This window comes from Stenotrophomonas sp. RIT309 (assembly GCF_000632045.1).
Classification (GTDB): domain Bacteria; phylum Pseudomonadota; class Gammaproteobacteria; order Xanthomonadales; family Xanthomonadaceae; genus Stenotrophomonas; species Stenotrophomonas indicatrix.
The window spans coordinates 158,214-176,688 of the sequence record NZ_JFYS01000014.1 but is presented as its reverse complement, the minus strand read 5'-3'; the positions used below and the strand labels follow the sequence as shown (position 1 = coordinate 176,688).

The following is an 18,475-nucleotide window of genomic DNA, read 5'->3' as shown; positions in this document are numbered from 1 at the left end:
CGGGGCGGGATGGGCCCGCGGGACCGTTGGCGCCATGGATGGCGCCATCGAGCCCCCATGGATGGGTTCACGGCGTGTCCCGCTGGCCCATCCCGACCCGCCCAGCTAGCAGTAATCCAGAGCCGCTTTTGACGTTGCTGCTGCCGTTGCTGCTGCCTGCCGCAGGCAGCGCCCGCGGCCGCCGCCGCAAGGAAAACCCTTAAATCTTCTTCGCCAGCGACTCGGCCAGGCCGGTGTAGCTGCCCGGGGTCATCTCCAGCAGGCGCTGCTTGGCATCGGCCGGCAGCTCCAGCCCCTGCACGAAGGTGCGCATCGACTCGGCCGTGATGCCCTGGCCACGGGTGAGCGCCTTCAGCTGCTCGTACGGGTTCGGCAGCCCATGGCGGCGCATCACCGTCTGCACGGCCTCGGCCAGCACTTCCCACGCCGCATCCAGATCGGCGTCCAGGCGCTGCGGGTTCACTTCCAGCTTGCCCAGGCCCTTGGCCAGCGAATCCAGCGCCACCTGGCTGTGACCGAACGCGGTGCCCAGCGCGCGCAGCACGGTGGAATCGGTCAGGTCACGCTGCCAGCGGCTGATCGGCAGCTTCGCGCTGAAATGCTCGAACAGCGCGTTGGCGATGCCGAAGTTGCCTTCGGCGTTCTCGAAATCGATCGGGTTGACCTTGTGCGGCATCGTCGACGAACCGACTTCGCCTTCCTTCAGGCGCTGCTTGAAATAGCCCAGCGAGACGTAGCCCCAGATGTCGCGGGCCAGGTCGATCAGGATGATGTTGGCGCGGCGGGCGGCATCACCGATCTCGGCGATGTTGTCGTGCGGCTCGATCTGGGTGGTGTACGGGTTGAACACCAGCCCCAGCCCGGTCACGAAGCGCTCGGCGAAGGCCGGCCAGTCCACATCCGGGTAGCTGGCGATGTGCGCGTTGTAGTTGCCGACGGCGCCGTTGATCTTGCCGGTCAGTTCAACCGCGGCGATCTGCCGGCGCTGGCGTTCCAGGCGGGCGACCACGTTGGCCAGCTCCTTGCCCAGCGTAGTCGGCGAGGCGGTCTGGCCGTGGGTGCGCGACAGCATCGGCTGGCTGGCCTGGGTATGGGCCAGCGTGCGCAGTGCAGTGGCGATGCCGTCCAGGGTCGGCAGCAGCACCTCGCGACGGGCCTGTTCCAGCATCAGGCCGTAGCTGAGGTTGTTGATGTCTTCGCTGGTGCAGGCGAAATGCACGAACTCCAGCGCCGGCGCCAGCTCGGCATCGTCCTTCAGCTGTTCCTTGATGAAGTACTCCACCGCCTTGACGTCATGGTTGGTGGTGCGCTCGATCTCCTTCACGCGCGCGGCCTGGGCCGGGCTGAAGCCGCTGGCCAGTGCACGCAGGCGGACAATGGCAGCGTCGGAGAACGCGGCCAGCTCGACGATGCCCGGCTCGGCGGCCAGGGCCAGCAGCCACTCCACTTCGACCGTGACACGGGCCTTGATCAGGCCGTACTCGGAGAAGATCGGGCGCAGGGCGTCGACCTTGCCGGCATAGCGGCCATCGAGCGGGGACAGGGCGAGCAGGGCGGATTCGGACATGTCGGCAGGGCTGGGACGAGCGGCGGGGCCGATATTCTACGACGCGTGGCCTTCGCATGCTCGGTAGCGCCGGGCCATGCCCGGCGGATGGTGGCCGCGCTGCGCGCTAGCCGGGCGCGGCCCGGCGCTACCCGTTCAATCGGCCCTGCGGATGAAACGATCTGGCCCGTCCTCGCCATCCCACGCTGCGGACAAGGGAGTATCGTTGTTGCAGCCGCCAGCCCGGGAAGCGACACCCTGCCAGCCGCCGCTTTCCTTTCCCCAACTGAAGTAGTGCGGAGTTGATGCAATGAGCAAAGCTGCAAGCAAGCGTGCCCCCAAGGGATTCCGGATCGAGCACGACAGCATGGGCGAGCTGCAGGTGCCTGCCGACGCCCTGTGGGGCGCGCAGACCCAGCGCGCTGTACAGAATTTCCCGGTGTCGGGCCAGCGCATGCCGCGCGGTTTCATCCGTGCGCTGGGCCTGGTCAAGGCCGCTGCCGCCGGCGTCAATGCCGAGCTGGGCCATCTGCCGAAGACCGTGGCCAAGGCCATCCAGTCTGCCGCGGCTGAAGTGGCGGACGGCACGTGGGACGCGCAGTTCCCGATCGACGTTTACCAGACCGGCTCGGGTACGTCCTCGAACATGAATGCCAACGAGGTCATCGCCACCCTGGCCAATCGCGCCGGCAAGGCCGGCAAGACCACGGTGCACCCGAACGATCACGTCAACCAGGGGCAGAGCTCCAACGACGTGATTCCAACGGCGCTGCGCGTGTCGGCCGTGCTGGCCACCCATGAGCAGCTGCTGCCGGCGCTGGTGCACCTGCGCCGGACGCTGGACAAGAAGGGCCGCAGCCTGCGCAAGGTGGTCAAGACCGGCCGCACCCATCTGATGGATGCGATGCCGCTGACCTTCGAACAGGAATTCGGTGCATGGTCGGCGCAGCTGGCCTCGGCCCAGGAGCGCATCGAGGACAGCCTCAAGCGCGTGCGCCGCCTGCCGCTGGGCGGTACCGCCATCGGCACCGGCATCAATGCCGACCCGCGCTTTGGTGCGCAGGTTGCCAAGGCGCTGAAGCAGCAGACCGGCTTCAAGTTCGACAGCGCCGAGAACAAGTTCGAAGGCCTGGCCGCGCAGGACGATGCGGTGGAACTGTCGGGCCAGCTCAATGCGCTGGCGGTAGCCCTGATCAAGATCGCCAACGACCTGCGCTGGATGAACGCCGGCCCGCTGGCGGGCCTGGGCGAGATCGAACTGCCGGCACTGCAGCCGGGCTCCTCGATCATGCCGGGCAAGGTCAATCCGGTGATCCCGGAGGCGACGGTGATGGCCTGCGCGCAGGTGATCGGCCACCACACGGCGATCACCGTGGCGGGCCAGACCGGCAACTTCCAGCTCAACGTGACGCTGCCGCTGATCGCGGTGAACCTGCTCGATGGCATCGGCCTGCTGGCCAATGTGTCGACCCTGCTGGCCGACAGCGCCATTGCCGGCCTGAAGGTGCGCGAGGACCGTGTGGCCGAGGCGCTGGCGCGCAATCCGATCCTGGTGACCGCGCTGAACCCGATCATCGGTTATGAGAAGGCCGCAGCGATTGCCAAGCGCGCCTACAAGGAGCAGCGCCCGGTGCTGGACGTGGCGCTGGAAGACAGTGGCCTGGCCGAAGCCGAGCTGCGCCGCCTGCTGGATCCGGCCGCGTTGACGGCCGGTGGCATCCAGGCCGGTGGCGGTGGTGCCGGCGGCTGATCGAGCGGTGTGCGGGCCGAGGTCCGCACCCACTACAGGCGAGAAAGAAGAACGCCGCCCGGGAGGGCGGCGTTGTTCGTTTCAGCGACGGTCGGCGACGATGTTGCCGAAGGTCTCGGTGTAATCCTTGAACTCGGGAATGGTCTGCACCAGGTCCGGCGGAATCACCTGCATGCCCTCCGGCGGCACGATCTTGACCGGCTGCATGTTGGGGTCGGCCGGTGCGGCCACCAGCGTGTTCTGGCGCAGCACCTGCAGCTTGCCGAACATCGTCTGCAGCATCTGCTTCTGTTCGGCGTTGAGCGGGATCAGGATCTCGTCGATCTTCATCTGCCCGTCGGGCAGGATGATGATGTTCGGTGCCGGCTGGCGGCGAACGGTCACGATGCTCTCGCTGACCGAGATCTTGGGTTTGCCACGCTCGGCGCGGTGGTTGCGGTAGTCCTGGTCACAGCCGACCAGGCCCAGGCAGAGCAGGGCGGCCAGCAGCAGAAACAGCTTTTTCATGGCGGTTCGATGAAGTGCATCCGGGGCTGCCATTGTAAGCCCGCCGGGGCGCAGCGGCCGGCAACGCAGGTGCGCGGCCGGCCGGGTGCGCTGATCTGTCACAGGGGTCAGCGGTTGACGACCGTGTCCTTGCCGCAGTCGTCCACATCGCTCTGGTCCATCGTGGCGTAGGGCTTGAACGCCGGCAGCGAGGCAGCCAGGGCCTGCTGGCTGGCCAGCATGGCCGGCATGCGGTCGCAGATGCGCTTGGCCTGCGCTTCGATCCTGGCGGCCTCGGCGTTGATCCGTTTCTCGATGCCTTCGCTGTCACCGCTGAAGATGCCCTTCAGTGCTTCACCGGCAGCGTTGGCGCCGAGCTTGGCACCTGCCAGGCCGACGTCCATGCCGTCCATCGCCACCGCCACCACGTTGCCACGGTAATCAAGCAGCTGGCGACGCTGGCCATCGTCCAGCGCCACCGGCTTGCCACCGATCAGCAGCTGTCCCTGCGGGGTGATCTCCGCGCGTGGCTGGTTGTCGGCCGAGATCTTGATGTTGCCTTCGGCGATTTCCCTGCGGGCGTCATCCATCGCCTCCTTGACGGTCTGGCCGACGCCGCCCGCGGTCTCGGCCACCGCCTTGCCGGCGGTCTTGTCGGGGCTGGACGTGTCGCCACAGGCGATCAGCGGCAGGCACAGCAGGGCAGCAGGCAGCAGGCGCAGCAGACTCATGGCATTCCCCTCGGATCGGATGGTTGGACGTTACTTGCCGCGCGGCAGGGTGATGGTGCCGGACACGTTGCGATGCTGGACATCGCCGCTGCCGCTGTGCTCGACGGTGAGGTTGCCGCGCACGCCGTCGACATCGATGTCGCCCGAGCCGTGGCTGCGCACGCGGACATTGCCGCCGACCTGCTCGATATCGACGTTGCCGGAGCCGACCACGCCGACCTCGACGTTCCCCTGCACCTGCTTGAAGCCGATGTCGCCCGAACCGACGGTATCCAGCCGCGCGTTGCCACGCACGTCGGTCACCTTCAGGTCACCGGAACCGACCGTGCCGACGCTGGCATCACCGCCGATGTTGCGGGCGTTGACGTCGCCCGAACCCAGCGAGAGCAGGTTGAACGATGCGGCGCCATCGACGTCCAGGTCGCCCGAACCCACGGCGGCATGCACGCTGCCACGGGTGCCGCGGGCGATGCCATCACCGGAGCCCACGTCCATGCTCAGCGACTGCGCGTTCTCGATGCTGCCATCGCCCGAGCCGATCTTGAACTGCAGCGGCAGGTTGTCCGGCACGCTGCCACGGATGTCCAGCCAGGCGTAGCTGTTACCCATCGACAGCGCGTCGCGGCTGTCGCGGCGCAGGCTCACCACCAGCTTGTCGCCCACGCGGCGCTGGTCCAGCACCAGCTGGTCCAGCCAGTCCTTGTTGGACGCGCACGCGCGGCCTTCGAGCTGGCCGCCACCGGTGCTGGCCACCACCTTCAGGTCATGCTGGTTGATCTCGAACACCACCGCTTTGGCACCGGCCGCGTCGATCTTCAACGCGCGCGGCGCGGAGAACTTGCAGTTCGGTGCATCGGCGGCCAGCGCCGACAGCGGCAACAGCAACAGTGCAGTACAGGCAATCAAGGAACGCATGGGTGGTGCCTCCAGGTTGACGATCAGATTTCGCCAGCGCGCTTGCGCAGGCGGATGGCGATGAAGATGAAGGCCACGCCGAAGGCCGCGCCGATCCACAGGTCGGGCATCGCCAGCGACTTGAGCTGGGCAGAGGGCGCCATCAGCGCCACGATCGAGTCCAGATCCTGCCTGGATTCACCGCCACCGGCGCGGTACAGCAGATCCATTCCCGGCATCGCACCCAGCAGCAGACGGCCGACGATGTGTTGCCAGAACCAGCCGGTGGTCAGGTCGAACAGGTGCATCAGCTTGGTGGTGCTGACGATGATGCCGGCGAACAGCGGCAGCATCACTGCCCAAAGGAACGGCTTGCTCCGTGCCCAGGCCGAGCACAGCAGCAGCCAGCCCGCAGTGGGCAGCGCCCACAGGGCGTACACCGGGATGGACACGAACATGCCCATGACCAGGCTCATCGGATTGGCAGGTCCCACGATCAACTGCATCGCATCGCCGCCGTGGGAGACCACCACCAGGCACAGTATCAGCATGAAAACGAGCAGGGTCAGGCTGGAAGCGATGATGGCGATGAGCGGTGCGACGATCAGTGCACTGAGCACCTTGGACAGTACGGTCTGGGTGTCCGACAGCGGCAGCGACTTCCAGAACAGGATGCTGCGGTCGCGGCGATCGTCATACAGGGCGCCCAGGCAATAGAAGAACACCACAAAGGCAAGCACGATCAGTGGCCAGGACGAGGTCAATACCATCGCCAGGTCCAGGCCGTTGCCCAGGTCGGCCATGTCCTTGGCGCTGATGTCGCGGGTCAGCACGGCCAGATCCAGGCCGTTGATGTTCACGCTCTCGCCGTCGATGTGCAGGCCGCCGTCGCGGGCGGCACGATGCAGGGCGAACAGGCCCAGGCCGATGCCGATGCCGCTCATCAGCAGCGAGACGATGCCGGCGATCACTGGGGCGTACAGGAAACCACCGCGGTTTTCCCAGTATTCGCGCTTGAGCAGCCAGCGCAGGGTGCCTGCGGGACTGACAGGATGGTTGACGGCATTCATGCGTAGGTCCCCTTCATGACAGCGACGAACAGATCGGCAAGGCCGGCGTTGCGGGTTTCACCCAGGCTGGCCAGCTGGCTGCGTGGCACCCCGTCGAACAGCAGGACGGTCTTGCCGAAGGCCTGGCTGCGCTCGTCGATGGGCTTCAGTGCGCGGGCGGTTTCGAGCTGGTCGGCACCGACCAGCAGTTCGGTATAGCGGTCGCCGACTTCGTCCATTTCCGCATTGAGGACGATGCGACCATCGCGGATGAACATCACGTCGGTGAGGATGTGCTCGATCTCTTCCACCTGGTGGGTGGTGACGATGATCGTCTTCTGCTCGTCGAAGTAGTCTTCCAGCAGGCGCTGGTAGAACTCCTTGCGGTACAGGATGTCCAGGCCGAGCGTGGGTTCGTCCAGCACCAGCACCTTGGCGTCGATGGCCATCACCAGGGCCAGGTGCAGCTGCACGATCATGCCCTTGGACAGTTCACGCACGCGCTGCTTCGGCTGCAGCTTGGTGTTGGCCAGGAAGCGTTCGCAACGGGCGCGATCGAAGCGGGGGTGCACGCCGGCGACGAAGTCGATCGCCTCACGCACCTTCAGCCAGCGCGGCAGCACGGCGACATCGGCGATGAAGCAGATGTCGTTCATCAGATCGTCGCGGTGCACGCGCGGGTCACGGCCGAGCACGCTCAGCTCGCCTTCCACCGAGGTCAGGCCGAGCACCGCCTTCAGCGCGGTGGTCTTGCCGGCACCATTGGGGCCGATCAGGCCGATGATGCGGCCTGCCGGAATGGAGAAGCTGGCGTTGTCGAGCGCGAGCGTGTTCTTGTAAGCCTTGCGAAGGCCACGGGCGGTAATGACAGCGTCGCTTGGCACAGCGGTAGTGGGACTGGCATTCATCAGAATTTCCCCTGGGGCAACAATTCGTCGAGACTCAGGCCCAGTCGCTGGATGCGTTCCAGTACGGCCGGCCATTCTTCATTGAGGAAGCGTTCGCGCTCGCTGCTGCGCAGCTGCGTGGCCGCCTGTTCGGTCATGAACATGCCCAGCCCGCGGCGCTTCTCGACCAGGCCTTCATCGGCCAGCTCCTGGTAGGCGCGCGAAACGGTGATGGGGTTGAGCTGGTAATCGGCGGCCACCTGGCGCACCGAAGGAAGGGCATCGCCCGGCTTGAGGATTCCGTCAAGCATCATGGCGATCACGCGTTCCTTCAGCTGGCGGTAGATGGGAGCGCCGTCGCTCCACTGGATGTCGCTCATATTCAGCTCCGTGGGGTCAGCGGCTGTGCGAACGAGAAATACGGCATGGACAGGGAGCTGTGCAGCCGACGCGGGGGGGAGGGGGAGGGAGCGGCATTCCCTGCCGTGGGTGCTGCTGCGTCCTGCGTACTGTCTTCGGAGAGGGTGGGGGAGGACGCGGCCGGCGGTGCCGGCATGGCCAGCCAGACCAGTACGAACAGGGTTGATACCGCGGTGACCGCGGGGGCGGCAAGGCTGCGACGCATCCGGCTGTTCATGGTTCCCCCTGTCTCAGGTGACTGGTGTTGTATGCAACTATAACACCGGCACGCCTGTGTGCAAGTCCTGTCCCCACCCAACTGATGGCAGGGGTGGTCACGGCACCGCAATATTCGTTCAACCGCTTGATATGCATCGAAAAAGAGAAACTGCGGAGGCGCGTTTTCAGTCGGCCTCCCATTCAGCCATGTCCATGCTATGTCATCAGCAGCGGGCTGGGACGCGCGGCAGACTGCTTCCGCCACGCCGTGCAAAGCGCGACAACGCATGCGCTCCAGAGACGTGCAGACCCCGGTGCTATAGTTCGGCCGATTCCCGGCCCGTCACGGCCGGACCCCTGGAATGGCTACCGCGGACCGTCTCCCATGCCTTTGTCGACTGCCTCCTCGCGCCGCCTTCGCGGCCTGTCCCTGTTGACCCTGCTGGCCGCAGGCCTGGCCACGTCGGCCGCCGCTTCGGCCGCCGATCTGCTGGATCTGTCGTACCGGCCGCTGGCGGGCAAGCAGCAGGTCAACCTGCAGCAGCGTTACCACGGGCAGGTGCTGCTGGTGGTCAATACGGCAAGCAAGTGCGGCTATACCCCGCAGTACGAGGGTCTGGAAGCGCTGCAGAAGCAGTACGCCGGCAAGGGATTTGCCGTGCTCGGCTTCCCGTCCAACGATTTCAAGGGGCAGGAGCCGGGTGATGAAAAGCAGATCCAGGATTTCTGCACGCTTACCTATGGTGTGAAATTCCCGATGTTCGAAAAGGTGCACGTGACCGGCGCGCAGGCCACGCCGCTGTATCAGCGCTTGACCGCCGCCACCGGCGTGGCGCCGGCCTGGAATTTCCACAAGTATCTGGTCGGACGCGATGGCACGGTCATTGCCCAGTTCGCCAGCAAGGTCACCCCGGATGATCCGCAGCTGAAAGCGGCCATCGACAAGGCGCTGGCGGCACCGGCCGCACATTGAATGCCGGCACGGATGCCTCGACATCGACGGCATGCGTGCGACAATACGTGTTTTCGCGCCGACGTCGGCGTCCAGTCACTTCCAGGAATGCAGCGAATGAAAATGGGAATGCGCGGCGCCGCGGCGTCGGTTCTGATTCTGGCGATGGGCACCTCCGGTGTCGCCCTGTCGCAACAACCGGCCGCTCCTTCGGCCGCCAAGGAGACCGCACCCTTGAATTCCCCCAAGCAGAAGCTCGGCTACGCCATTGGTCTGGATGTGGCCAAGTCGTTCGCGCCGATCGCCGATGAAATCGATGCAGCCGCGCTGCGCACTGCCGTGGAGCGTTCCTTCGAAGGCCTGCAGCCGCAGATCACCCAGGAACAGGCCAAGGCGACCGATGCCGCCCTGCGCCAGGTGGTGATGGCCCGCAGCGGCCAGCAGGTGCCGGGCGTCGCGCCGGGCTCGCAGCCGGCGAAGGTCGATCGGGTCAAGGTCGCGCAGATGATCGGTGCTTATTCGGTGGGTCCGTCGCTGGCACAGCTGAAGGACGATATCGATACCGCTTCGCTGTTTGACGCGATCAACACTGGCCTGAGCAAGGGCCAGCCGAAGATGAGCGAAGCCGATGCCACTGCCACCATCCAGTCGTTCATGGGTGCCAAGCAGGCCGAGATGCAGGCAAAGGCCGCACAGGCAGCGCAGACCAACCGTCAGGAAGGCAACGCGTTCCTGGCCAAGAACAAGACCCAGCCGGGCGTGGTGACCACCCCGTCGGGCCTGCAGTACCAGGTGATCCGTCCGGGCAGTGGCGAGCGTCCGTTGCCCTCCAGCAAGGTGCGCGTGAACTACGAAGGCAAGCTGCTCAACGGCACGGTGTTCGACAGTTCCGCGGGCCGTGGCCCGGCCGAATTCGGTCTGGACCAGGTCATCAAGGGCTGGACCGAGGGCGTGGCCCTTATGCCGGTCGGCTCGAAGTACCGCTTCTGGATCCCGGGTGAACTGGCATACGGCGAGAACGGCACCCCGGGTGGCCCGATCGGTCCGAACTCCACCCTGACCTTCGACGTCGAGCTGCTGGGCGTTCTGCCGTAAGCCAACACGGAGTCAGCACGGATATGCGCGTTGCGATTTTTGGTACCGGCTACGTAGGTCTGGTGACCGGCACCTGCCTGGCCGACGTTGGCCACCAGGTGGTCTGCGTCGATATCGACCAGGCCAAGGTGGATGGCCTCAACCGGGGCATCATCCCGATCTACGAGCCCGGCCTGGAGCCGATGGTGAAGGCCAACCACGCCGCGTCGCGGTTGGTGTTCACCACCGACGCGGCGACCGCCATCGGCCACGGCCAGGTGGTGTTCATCGCCGTGGGCACGCCGCCGGACGAGGATGGCAGCGCCGATCTGCAATACGTGCTGGCCGTGGCCCGCACCATCGGTCGGTACATTTCGGTGCCGACCGTGGTGGTCAACAAGTCGACGGTGCCGGTAGGCACCGCCGACAAAGTGCGTGCGGCCATTGCCGAGGAGCTGGCGGCGCGTGGGGCGGATATCGCCTTCGATGTGGTGTCCAACCCCGAATTCCTGAAGGAAGGCGACGCCGTTGCCGACTGCATGCGGCCTGACCGCATCATCATCGGTGCGACCAGCGCCGAGTCGGTCGCAGTGATGCGTCGCCTGTACGCACCGTTCAATCGCAACCACGATCGCGTGGTGGAGATGGACGTGCGTTCGGCCGAGCTGACCAAGTACGCCGCCAATGCAATGCTGGCAACCAAGATTTCGTTCATGAATGAAATCGCCAACATCGCCGAGCGCGTGGGCGCCGACGTCGAGCAGGTCCGCCAGGGCATCGGTTCGGATCCGCGTATTGGCTGGCACTTCATCTATCCGGGTGCCGGTTATGGCGGTTCGTGTTTCCCCAAGGACGTGCAGGCACTGGCGCGCACCGCGCAGCAGGCCGGCCTGGAGCCGAAGCTGCTGAACGCGGTGGAGGCGGTCAATGAATCGCAGAAGGGGCACCTGTTTGCCCTGATCCAGCGCCACTACGACAAGGGCGAAGACGAAGGCGTGCGCGGCAGGACGTTCGCCGTGTGGGGCCTGGCGTTCAAGCCGAACACCGATGACATGCGCGAGGCCTCCAGCCGCCGCCTGCTGGCCCAGTTGTGGGAAGGCGGTGCGACAGTGCGCGCCTACGATCCGGAGGCGATGCATGAATCGCAGCGGATCTTCGGCGAGCGCGATGATCTGGTGCTCTGTGACAGCGCCGACGATGCGCTGCAGGGCGCCGATGCACTGGTCGTGGTGACCGAGTGGAAGCAGTTCCGCAGCCCCGATTTCCAGATGCTGCGCGAGCGGCTGAAGGATGCGGTGGTGTTCGACGGCCGCAATCTGTACGAGCCGGCTGAAGTCGAGGCTGCCGGCCTCGCGTATTACGGCATTGGCCGGGGGCGTTCGCTGCATGTCTGAAGTACCGACCGAACGCGAGCAGGCGCTGGAAGCGCGCCTGGTCGAGCTGGAGATGCGCGTGTCCTTCCAGGAACACGCGCTGGCCGAACTGAGCGATGCACTTGCAGACGCGCGCATGGAAGGCAGCCGCAATGCCGGCATCCTGCGCGTGCTGCTGGAAGACCTGGGCAAGGTCCGCAATGCATTGAATTCTTCTGATCCGGCGAGCGAACCGCCGCCGCCGCACTACTGATCCATATCCTATGAGCGATACCCTCCGCGACCAGCTGATGGGCCTGGGCTTCAAGCCCGCGCCCAAGCCCGAGCGCAAGAATGATGCCCCCCGCCGTGATGGCCGCCCGCAGGGCAAGGGTGGCGCTGGCAATGGAAAGCCGCAGCACGCTGGCAAGGGCGAACACAAACCCGGCGAGCGGCGGGCGCATGGCAATGGCGGCCCGGGCAAGCCTGGCCAGCAGCGTGGCCAGGGCCACGGGCAGGGGCCGCGCAAGCCGCGTACCGCCGAGGAAATGGATCTGGCCAAGGCTTACGCGATCCGTGCGCAGCGGGAGAAGGAAGAGCGCATCGAGACCGAGCGCCTGAAGCAGGAAGAAGCCCGCCAGCGCCGCGAGGCCAAGGTGAAGCTGGAAGAACTGCTGAAGGACAAGAGCCTGAATGCCGAAGCGGCCGATATCGCGCGCCACTTCCCGTACGGCGGCAAGATCAAGCGCATCTACGTCACCGCCGAGCAGCTCAAGGCACTCAATGCCGGTGAACTGGGCGTGGTCCAGCTCAACGGTCGCTACCTGCTGGTGACGGCTGAAGTCCTGGCCCAGTCTGAAGCGGTGTTCGCCGCTTCGGTGGCGTTGAAGGTCGACCCGAATGCACCGGCCGAGGACGATCCTTACGCCGACCCGCAGTACCAGGTGCCCGACGACCTGGTCTGGTAAGCACCGACAAAAAGGGGACGGAGGGGATTAAGTCGTTTGTGCCAAGAACGACTTAATCCCCTCCGTCCCCTTTTTTCATTCCGGATCGTAGTCGAGGTTGGACGCCAGCCAGCGTTCGGCCTGGGCACGGTCCACGCCCTTGCGGCGTGCGTAGTCGGTGACCTGCTCGCGACCGAGGCGGCCGACCACGAAATACTGGCTCTGCGGGTGGCTGAAGTAGTAGCCCGACACCGCCGCGGTCGGCAGCATCGCGAAGCTCTCGGTCAGTTGCATGCCGGCGTTGGTTTCCGCGCCCAGCAGGTCGAACAACCGGCGTTTTTCGCTGTGCTCGGGGCAGGCGGGGTAACCGGGCGCGGGGCGGATGCCGCGGTACTTTTCGTCGATCAGCGCTTCGTTGTCGAGCGTTTCGGCGTGGTCGTACCCCCAGAATCCGGTGCGTACGCGCTGGTGCAGGCGTTCGGCCAGGGCTTCGGCAAAGCGGTCGGCGAGCGCCTTCAGCAGGATTGCGTTGTAGTCGTCGTGGTCGGCCTCGAAACGGGCCACGTGCGCGTCGATGCCGATCCCGGCGGTCACTGCGAAGGCGCCGATCCAGTCCTGCTTGCCGCTGTCGGCCGGAGCGATGAAATCGGCCAGGCAGAAATCCGGGCGTTCGGCGGGCTTGTCCACCTGTTGCCGCAGGAAGTGCAGGGTGGCTTCGCCATCGGGATGCTGCACACGTACGTCGTCGCCGATGCTGTTGGCAGGCCACAGGCCGAACACGGCCTTGGCCCGCAGCCACTTCTCGTTGACGATGCGGTCGAGCATCGCGCGCGCGTCCTGGTACAGCTCGCTGGCCTGGGTGCCGACGATCTCATCGGTGAGGATCGCCGGATATTTGCCGGCCAGCTCCCACGCCTGGAAGAACGGCGTCCAGTCGATGTAGGGCACCAGCTCGGCCAGTGGGTAGTCATCGAATACATGCAGGCCCGGCTGCTTCGGTGCGGGTGGCGTGTACGCCTGCCAGTCGCACTGGAACTTCTGGCCACGTGCATGCTCCAGCGACACCAGGCGCTTGGCGTCACCGCGGTTGCGGTGGCGGGTGCGGATCTCGGCGTAGTCCGCCTCGTTGGCGGCGACGAACGCATCCCGCAGCTCGCGCGAGATCAGCGACTGCGCCACGCCCACGGCGCGCGAGGCGTCCTTCACCCAGACCGTCGGGGCTTTGTAGTGCGGGTCGATCTTCAGCGCGGTGTGCGCACGCGAGGTGGTCGCGCCGCCGATCATCAGTGGCAGGTCAAAGCCCTGCCGCTGCATTTCACGGGCGACATGGCTCATTTCTTCCAGTGACGGCGTGATCAGGCCGGACAGGCCGATGATGTCGGCCTGGTGCTCGCGGGCGGCATCGAGGATCTTCTGCGCCGGCACCATCACGCCCAGATCGATCACCTCGAAGTTGTTGCAGGCCAGGACCACGCCGACGATGTTCTTGCCGATGTCGTGCACATCGCCTTTCACCGTAGCCATGATGATCTTGCCGTTGCTCTTGGCGGTGTCGCCGCTGCGGGCCTTTTCGGCTTCGATGTAGGGCAGCAGGTAGGCCACTGCCTTCTTCATCACCCGTGCCGATTTCACCACCTGCGGCAGGAACATCTTGCCGGCACCGAACAGGTCGCCGACCACGTTCATGCCGGCCATCAGCGGGCCTTCAATGACGTCCAGCGGGCGGCTGGAACGTTGCCGGGCTTCTTCGGTATCGGCGTCGACCCAGGCATCCAGGCCATGCACCAGCGCATGCGCCAACCGTGCGTCCACCGGCTTCTCGCGCCAGGCCAGGTCTTCGGTCTTCGCCGCGCCCTTGCTGCCCTTGTAGCGCTCGGCGATTTCAAGCAGGCGCTCGGTGGCATCAGAGCGGCGGTTGAGGATCACGTCCTCCACGCGCTCGCGCAGTTCCGGCTCCAGCTCGTCGTAGATCGGCATGGCGCCGGCGTTGACGATGCCCATGTCCATGCCCGCGGCGATCGCGTGGTACAGGAACACCGAGTGGATCGCCTGGCGCACGGTTTCGTTGCCGCGGAACGAGAACGAAACGTTGGACACGCCGCCGGACACATGGCAGTGCGGCAGCGTCTGCTTGATGATGCGGGTGGCTTCGATGAAGTCGACCGCGTAGTTGTCATGCTCTTCAATGCCGGTGGCGACGGCGAAGATGTTCGGGTCGAAGATGATGTCCTGTGGCGGGAAGCCGATTTCATCGACCAGCAGGCGATAGGCGCGGGTGCAGATTTCAACCTTGCGCGCGCAGGTATCGGCCTGCCCGCTCTCATCGAAGGCCATCACCACCGCCGCCGCACCGTAGCGCAGCACTTTGCGCGCGTGCTCGCGGAACAGGTCCTCGCCTTCCTTCAGCGAAATCGAATTGACCACGCTCTTGCCCTGCAGGCACTTCAGGCCAGCCTCGATCACGCTCCACTTGGAGGAATCGACCATTACCGGGATGCGGGCGATGTCCGGCTCGGACATGATCAGGTTGAGGTAGCGGGTCATCGCCGCTTCCGAATCGATCAGGCCCTCGTCCATGTTGACGTCGAGGATCTGTGCGCCGCTGGCCACCTGCTGCCGGGCCACGTCCACCGCTTCTTCGTAACGGCCTTCCTTGATCAGTTTGCGGAACTGCGCGCTGCCGGTGACGTTGGTGCGTTCGCCGACATTGACGAACAGCAGATCCGGGGTGATGACCAGCGGTTCCAGGCCGGACAGGCGGGTAGGGCGGACAGGCGTCATGATCGGCGGCAACTCAGCGGCAACAGGGGGACGTGCGGGAGGGGGTGGAGGTGTTCATGCCGCCTGCACCTGGGCGGCAGGCAGGGCGCGGGGCGGCAGCCCGGCCACCGCCAGCGCGATCGCGCGGATGTGGTCCGGGGTGGAGCCACAGCAGCCGCCGACCAGATTGAGCAGGCCATCTTCGGCAAAGCCACGCAGGGTGGCGGCCATTTCCTCGGGTGTTTCGTCGTACTCACCGAATGCATTGGGCAGGCCGGCGTTGGGATGGGCACTGACGTAGCAGTCCGACACCTGCGACAGGGTTTCCACGTGCGGACGCATGGCATCGGCGCCGAGTGCGCAGTTCAGGCCGATCGACAACGGCCGTGCATGCGCGAGTGACGCCTGGAACGCCTCGGCGGTCTGTCCGGACAGGGTGCGCCCGGAAGCATCGGTGATGGTGCCGGAAATCATGATCGGCAGCCGCGCGCCACGTGCATCGAAGGCCTCCTCGATGGCGTACAGCGCAGCCTTGGCGTTGAGCGTATCGAAGATGGTCTCGACCATGATCGTGTCGGCGCCACCATCGATCAGGCCATCGATGGCTTCGCGGTAGGTGCCGCGCAGCTCATCGAAACTGGTGTTGCGGAAGCCGGGATCATTGACGTCCGGACTGATCGAAGCGGTGCGGCTGGTCGGGCCGAGCACGCCGATGACGAAGCGCGGCTTGTCCGGTGTGGTGGCCGCCACCGCATCGCAGCAGGCACGTGCGACGGCCGCACCCGCCTTGTTCAGCTCGTACACCAGGTGTTCGAGGTGGTAGTCGGCCTGGCTGACGGAGGTGGCGTTGAAGGTGTTGGTTTCCACCAGGTCCGCGCCCGCTTCCAGGTAGGCGGTGTGGATGCCGGCGATGACCTCCGGCCGGGTCAGCAGCAACAGGTCGTTGTTGCCCTTCAGGTCGTGGCCTTCGGGTGTGCTGCCGTGGTCGCAGCCGGGCCCATGGGCGTGGTCGTAACCGCCGGCGAAGCGCTCGCCCCGGTAATCCTCTTCCTGCAGGCCGTGGCGCTGGATCATCGTGCCCATCGCGCCGTCGATGATCAGGATCCGATCACGCAGGGCAGCGAGCAGCGATTCCACGCGTTCCGGGTGCAGCCAGGGCAATGCGGGCATGTCGACCTCAGGGTTTGTTGGCGATCAGCGAGATCACTTCGAAATGCGGCGGGCGCTTTTCGCGGGTGACCGTTTCCAGGTTGGAGACCTGCAGGCCGGCCTTGTCGACGAACTTCTTCAGCTCCTTGTCGCTGAAGCCGAGGTTGACATGGCCATAAGCATCGACCGCGGCCTTGTGCTCGTGGCGGGCCAGGCTGCACAGCAGCAGGCGACCGCCCGGGCGCAGTACGCGCGCGGCTTCGGTGACCGCCTGCGCCGGCTTGCTGGCGTAGGTCAGGGCGTGCATCAGCACCACAAGGTCGAAGCTGCGGTCCTTGAAGGGCAGGGCATGCATGTCGCCCTCGCGGACTTCCACGTTCGGCAGGCGGCGCAGGCGTTCGCTGGCGGCGGCCACCACGCGTGCACTGGTATCGATGCAGATGTAACGCCTGGCGTGCGGGGCGACCAGTTCGGCCAGCACACCGTCGCCGGAGGCGATATCCAGCACGTCGCCGGTTTCCAGCAATGGCAGCGCGGTGCGCGCCAGCGCTTCCCAGGTGCGGCCCGGGGAGTAGTGGCGCTCCATGTCGCCGGCCACGCTGTCGGCCCAGTTCTGGTCGGCAGCGCGGTGGGCGAGCACCGCCGCTACCCGTTCAGCATCCTGGCGCAGCAACGGGTCGTCGCTTCCGTTGCTCAGGGCATGCCACAATGCACGCTGCGCCGGGTCCAGCTGGGCTTCGTCGAAGCGGTAGTAAGCCGACACGCCCGCACGGCGGTCGCGCACAAGGCCGGCTTCCTTCAGGCGCGCCAGATGAGTCGATACCCGCGGTTGCGCCAGCCGGGTGATGGCCGAAAGCTCGGCCACGGTCAGCTCTTCCTGCTCCAGCAGCGCCAGCAGGCGCACGCGGGTAGCATCGGCGAACACCTTCAGGCGGGTCGACCAGTCTTCCAGATCCATAAGTATCCACCTATCGCGATATAGAGATATATTCGCCGACGGCACGCCTTCCGGTCAAGTCGCAGCTCCCCACGAGTCAGCCGCCGATGGCCGGCCCCCGGTACAATCGGCGAACCATTTTCCCGGGAGGGTGTTGTGGATTTCAGCTTTACCGAAGAGCAGTTGATGCTGCAGGACGTTGCGCGCCGGATCGCGCAGGAAAAGATCGCCCCTAGCGCGGAGCACCATGACCGTACCGGTGAGTTCCCGCTGGACAACATCCGCCTGCTGGGCGAAAACGGCCTGATGGGCATCGAAGTGCCGACCGAATACGGTGGCGCGGGCATGGACCCGATCGCGTACGTGCTGGCGATGGTGGAGGTCGCCGCCGGTGATGCTGCGCATTCGACTATCATGTCGGTCAACAATTCGCTGTTCTGCAACGGCATCCTGACCCATGGCAGCGAAGCGCAGAAGCAGAAGTACGTGCGCGCCATCGCCGAAGGCGAGGCCATCGGTGCATTCGCGCTGACCGAGCCGCAGTCGGGCTCGGACGCCACTGCCATGCGTTGCCGCGCGGTCAAGCAGGCCGACGGCAGCTATGTCATCAATGGCAAGAAGAGCTGGATCACTTCCGGCCCGGTGGCCAAGTACATCGTGCTGTTCGCGATGAGCGAGCCGGACAAGGGCGCGCGTGGCATCACCGCGTTCATGATCGACACCGACAAGGCCGGTTTCGGCCGCGGCAAGACCGAACCGAAGCTGGGCATCCGTGCCTCGGCCACCTGCGAGATCGAGTTCAACGATTACGTGGCGCAGCCCGAAGACGTGCTGGGGCAGGAAGGCGAGGGCTTCAAGATCGCCATGGGCGTACTCGACGCCGGCCGCATCGGCATTGCCTCGCAGGCGATCGGTATTGCCCGTGCCGCCTATGAAGCGACCCTGGAGTATGTGAAGGACCGCAAGGCCTTCGGTGCGGCCATCGGTACGTTCCAGATGACCCAGGCGAAGATTGCCGACATGAAGTGCAAGCTGGATGCGGCGCTGCTGCTGACCCTGCGTGCGGCATGGGTGAAGGGCGAGGGCAAGCGCTTCAGCAACGAGGCCGCCATCGCCAAGCTGACCGCTTCGGAAGCGGCAATGTGGATCACCCACCAGGCCGTACAGATCCATGGCGGCATGGGCTATTCCAAGGAAATGCCGCTGGAGCGCTACTTCCGTGATGCCAAGATCACCGAGATCTACGAAGGCACCTCGGAGATCCAGCGCCTGGTGATCGCCCGCAACGAGACCGGTCTGCGTTGATTTTCCCGTGCCGCGCCGCTGCAATGGCGGCGCGGCAG

At 65.7% G+C, this 18,475-nt stretch carries 17 protein-coding genes; 7 read left to right on the top strand and 10 right to left on the bottom strand.

Annotated features, from left to right (window positions below):
• Positions 1 to 199 precede the first annotated feature (199 nt).
• On the bottom strand, positions 200 to 1,567 hold the full coding sequence (gene purB / locus BW38_RS10555; RefSeq protein WP_032976320.1) for an adenylosuccinate lyase: 1,368 nt from the start codon (positions 1,565 to 1,567) through the stop codon (positions 200 to 202).
• Between the two features lie 289 nt (positions 1,568 to 1,856).
• Here purB and BW38_RS10560 point away from each other — a divergent pair, with 289 nt between their 5' ends.
• Entirely contained in the window at positions 1,857 to 3,296 is a 1,440-nt protein-coding gene (locus tag BW38_RS10560; RefSeq protein ID WP_032976319.1) for a class II fumarate hydratase, read from the top strand.
• 81 nt (positions 3,297 to 3,377) lie between these two features.
• Here BW38_RS10560 and BW38_RS10565 read toward each other — a convergent pair whose 3' ends face one another.
• The 6 genes from BW38_RS10565 to BW38_RS10590 all read right to left on the bottom strand — a co-directional run bounded on the left by BW38_RS10565 (position 3,378) and on the right by BW38_RS10590 (position 7,723).
• A complete protein-coding gene (locus BW38_RS10565) occupies positions 3,378 to 3,803 on the bottom strand; it encodes a hypothetical protein (protein WP_032951937.1) in 426 nt (141 codons plus the stop codon).
• A 107-nt stretch (positions 3,804 to 3,910) separates the two neighbouring features.
• Positions 3,911 to 4,513 carry a DUF2884 family protein gene (locus tag BW38_RS10570; protein WP_032976318.1) on the bottom strand — a complete coding sequence of 201 codons (603 nt, stop codon included), beginning with the start codon at positions 4,511 to 4,513 and terminating at the stop codon, positions 3,911 to 3,913.
• Between the two features lie 30 nt (positions 4,514 to 4,543).
• Complete coding sequence (locus BW38_RS10575) at positions 4,544 to 5,428, bottom strand: DUF2807 domain-containing protein (protein ID WP_025876813.1); 885 nt, start codon at positions 5,426 to 5,428, stop codon at positions 4,544 to 4,546.
• A gap of 23 nt (positions 5,429 to 5,451) precedes the next feature.
• On the bottom strand, positions 5,452 to 6,477 hold the full coding sequence (locus tag BW38_RS10580) for a hypothetical protein (protein WP_025876815.1): 1,026 nt from the start codon (positions 6,475 to 6,477) through the stop codon (positions 5,452 to 5,454).
• On the bottom strand, positions 6,474 to 7,364 hold the full coding sequence (locus BW38_RS10585) for an ABC transporter ATP-binding protein (RefSeq protein WP_032976317.1): 891 nt from the start codon (positions 7,362 to 7,364) through the stop codon (positions 6,474 to 6,476). Before BW38_RS10585 ends, BW38_RS10580 begins: the two co-directional genes overlap by 4 nt.
• Positions 7,364 to 7,723 (bottom strand): GntR family transcriptional regulator, encoded by a 360-nt coding sequence (locus BW38_RS10590; RefSeq protein WP_012511573.1) that lies wholly within the window; start codon positions 7,721 to 7,723, stop codon positions 7,364 to 7,366. Before BW38_RS10590 ends, BW38_RS10585 begins: the two co-directional genes overlap by 1 nt.
• A 623-nt stretch (positions 7,724 to 8,346) precedes the next feature.
• On the opposite strand from BW38_RS10590, the gene BW38_RS10595 reads away from it, so the two are divergent.
• The 5 genes from BW38_RS10595 to BW38_RS10615 all read left to right on the top strand — a co-directional run bounded on the left by BW38_RS10595 (position 8,347) and on the right by BW38_RS10615 (position 12,307).
• Positions 8,347 to 8,934 carry a glutathione peroxidase gene (locus tag BW38_RS10595; protein WP_025876823.1) on the top strand — a complete coding sequence of 196 codons (588 nt, stop codon included), beginning with the start codon at positions 8,347 to 8,349 and terminating at the stop codon, positions 8,932 to 8,934.
• Positions 8,935 to 9,030: 96 nt separating this feature from the next.
• Positions 9,031 to 10,008 (top strand): FKBP-type peptidyl-prolyl cis-trans isomerase, encoded by a 978-nt coding sequence (locus tag BW38_RS10600; RefSeq protein WP_025876825.1) that lies wholly within the window; start codon positions 9,031 to 9,033, stop codon positions 10,006 to 10,008.
• Between the two features lie 23 nt (positions 10,009 to 10,031).
• A complete protein-coding gene (locus tag BW38_RS10605) occupies positions 10,032 to 11,381 on the top strand; it encodes a UDP-glucose/GDP-mannose dehydrogenase family protein (RefSeq protein WP_032976316.1) in 1,350 nt (449 codons plus the stop codon).
• On the top strand, positions 11,374 to 11,613 hold the full coding sequence (locus BW38_RS10610; RefSeq protein WP_025876828.1) for a SlyX family protein: 240 nt from the start codon (positions 11,374 to 11,376) through the stop codon (positions 11,611 to 11,613). The genes BW38_RS10605 and BW38_RS10610 overlap by 8 nt, the downstream gene beginning before the upstream one ends.
• Before the next feature lie 10 nt (positions 11,614 to 11,623).
• Complete coding sequence (locus tag BW38_RS10615; protein ID WP_032976315.1) at positions 11,624 to 12,307, top strand: DUF2058 family protein; 684 nt, start codon at positions 11,624 to 11,626, stop codon at positions 12,305 to 12,307.
• Positions 12,308 to 12,382: 75 nt separating this feature from the next.
• Here BW38_RS10615 and metH read toward each other — a convergent pair whose 3' ends face one another.
• The 3 genes from metH to BW38_RS10630 are packed head-to-tail and all read right to left on the bottom strand — an operon-like array spanning position 12,383 to position 17,153.
• Positions 12,383 to 15,067, bottom strand: coding sequence for a methionine synthase (gene metH, locus BW38_RS10620; RefSeq protein ID WP_025876832.1), 2,685 nt, complete (start codon positions 15,065 to 15,067; stop codon positions 12,383 to 12,385).
• A gap of 54 nt (positions 15,068 to 15,121) precedes the next feature.
• Positions 15,122 to 16,216: a homocysteine S-methyltransferase family protein gene (locus BW38_RS10625; protein WP_032976314.1), complete on the bottom strand. Its 1,095-nt coding sequence runs from the start codon at positions 16,214 to 16,216 to the stop codon at positions 15,122 to 15,124.
• A 7-nt stretch (positions 16,217 to 16,223) separates the two neighbouring features.
• Entirely contained in the window at positions 16,224 to 17,153 is a 930-nt protein-coding gene (locus BW38_RS10630; protein WP_032976312.1) for a metalloregulator ArsR/SmtB family transcription factor, read from the bottom strand.
• A gap of 135 nt (positions 17,154 to 17,288) precedes the next feature.
• Here BW38_RS10630 and BW38_RS10635 point away from each other — a divergent pair, with 135 nt between their 5' ends.
• On the top strand, positions 17,289 to 18,437 hold the full coding sequence (locus BW38_RS10635) for an acyl-CoA dehydrogenase family protein (protein ID WP_032976311.1): 1,149 nt from the start codon (positions 17,289 to 17,291) through the stop codon (positions 18,435 to 18,437).
• Positions 18,438 to 18,475: the final 38 nt, after the last annotated feature.

Coding starts and splice junctions, on each gene's coding strand:
- BW38_RS10575 (WP_025876813.1), bottom strand. CDS start 5,428: ATGCGTTCCTTGATTGCCTGTACTGCACTGTTGCTGTTGCCGCTGTCG.
- BW38_RS10590 (WP_012511573.1), bottom strand. CDS start 7,723: ATGAGCGACATCCAGTGGAGCGACGGCGCTCCCATCTACCGCCAGCTG.
- BW38_RS10600 (WP_025876825.1), top strand. CDS start 9,031: ATGAAAATGGGAATGCGCGGCGCCGCGGCGTCGGTTCTGATTCTGGCG.
- BW38_RS10610 (WP_025876828.1), top strand. CDS start 11,374: ATGTCTGAAGTACCGACCGAACGCGAGCAGGCGCTGGAAGCGCGCCTG.
- BW38_RS10625 (WP_032976314.1), bottom strand. CDS start 16,216: ATGCCCGCATTGCCCTGGCTGCACCCGGAACGCGTGGAATCGCTGCTC.
- BW38_RS10565 (WP_032951937.1), bottom strand. CDS start 3,803: ATGAAAAAGCTGTTTCTGCTGCTGGCCGCCCTGCTCTGCCTGGGCCTG.
- BW38_RS10595 (WP_025876823.1), top strand. CDS start 8,347: ATGCCTTTGTCGACTGCCTCCTCGCGCCGCCTTCGCGGCCTGTCCCTG.
- BW38_RS10605 (WP_032976316.1), top strand. CDS start 10,032: ATGCGCGTTGCGATTTTTGGTACCGGCTACGTAGGTCTGGTGACCGGC.
- BW38_RS10615 (WP_032976315.1), top strand. CDS start 11,624: ATGAGCGATACCCTCCGCGACCAGCTGATGGGCCTGGGCTTCAAGCCC.
- BW38_RS10580 (WP_025876815.1), bottom strand. CDS start 6,477: ATGAATGCCGTCAACCATCCTGTCAGTCCCGCAGGCACCCTGCGCTGG.
- BW38_RS10585 (WP_032976317.1), bottom strand. CDS start 7,364: ATGAATGCCAGTCCCACTACCGCTGTGCCAAGCGACGCTGTCATTACC.
- BW38_RS10560 (WP_032976319.1), top strand. CDS start 1,857: ATGAGCAAAGCTGCAAGCAAGCGTGCCCCCAAGGGATTCCGGATCGAG.
- BW38_RS10570 (WP_032976318.1), bottom strand. CDS start 4,513: ATGAGTCTGCTGCGCCTGCTGCCTGCTGCCCTGCTGTGCCTGCCGCTG.
- metH (WP_025876832.1), bottom strand. CDS start 15,067: ATGACGCCTGTCCGCCCTACCCGCCTGTCCGGCCTGGAACCGCTGGTC.
- BW38_RS10630 (WP_032976312.1), bottom strand. CDS start 17,153: ATGGATCTGGAAGACTGGTCGACCCGCCTGAAGGTGTTCGCCGATGCT.
- purB (WP_032976320.1), bottom strand. CDS start 1,567: ATGTCCGAATCCGCCCTGCTCGCCCTGTCCCCGCTCGATGGCCGCTAT.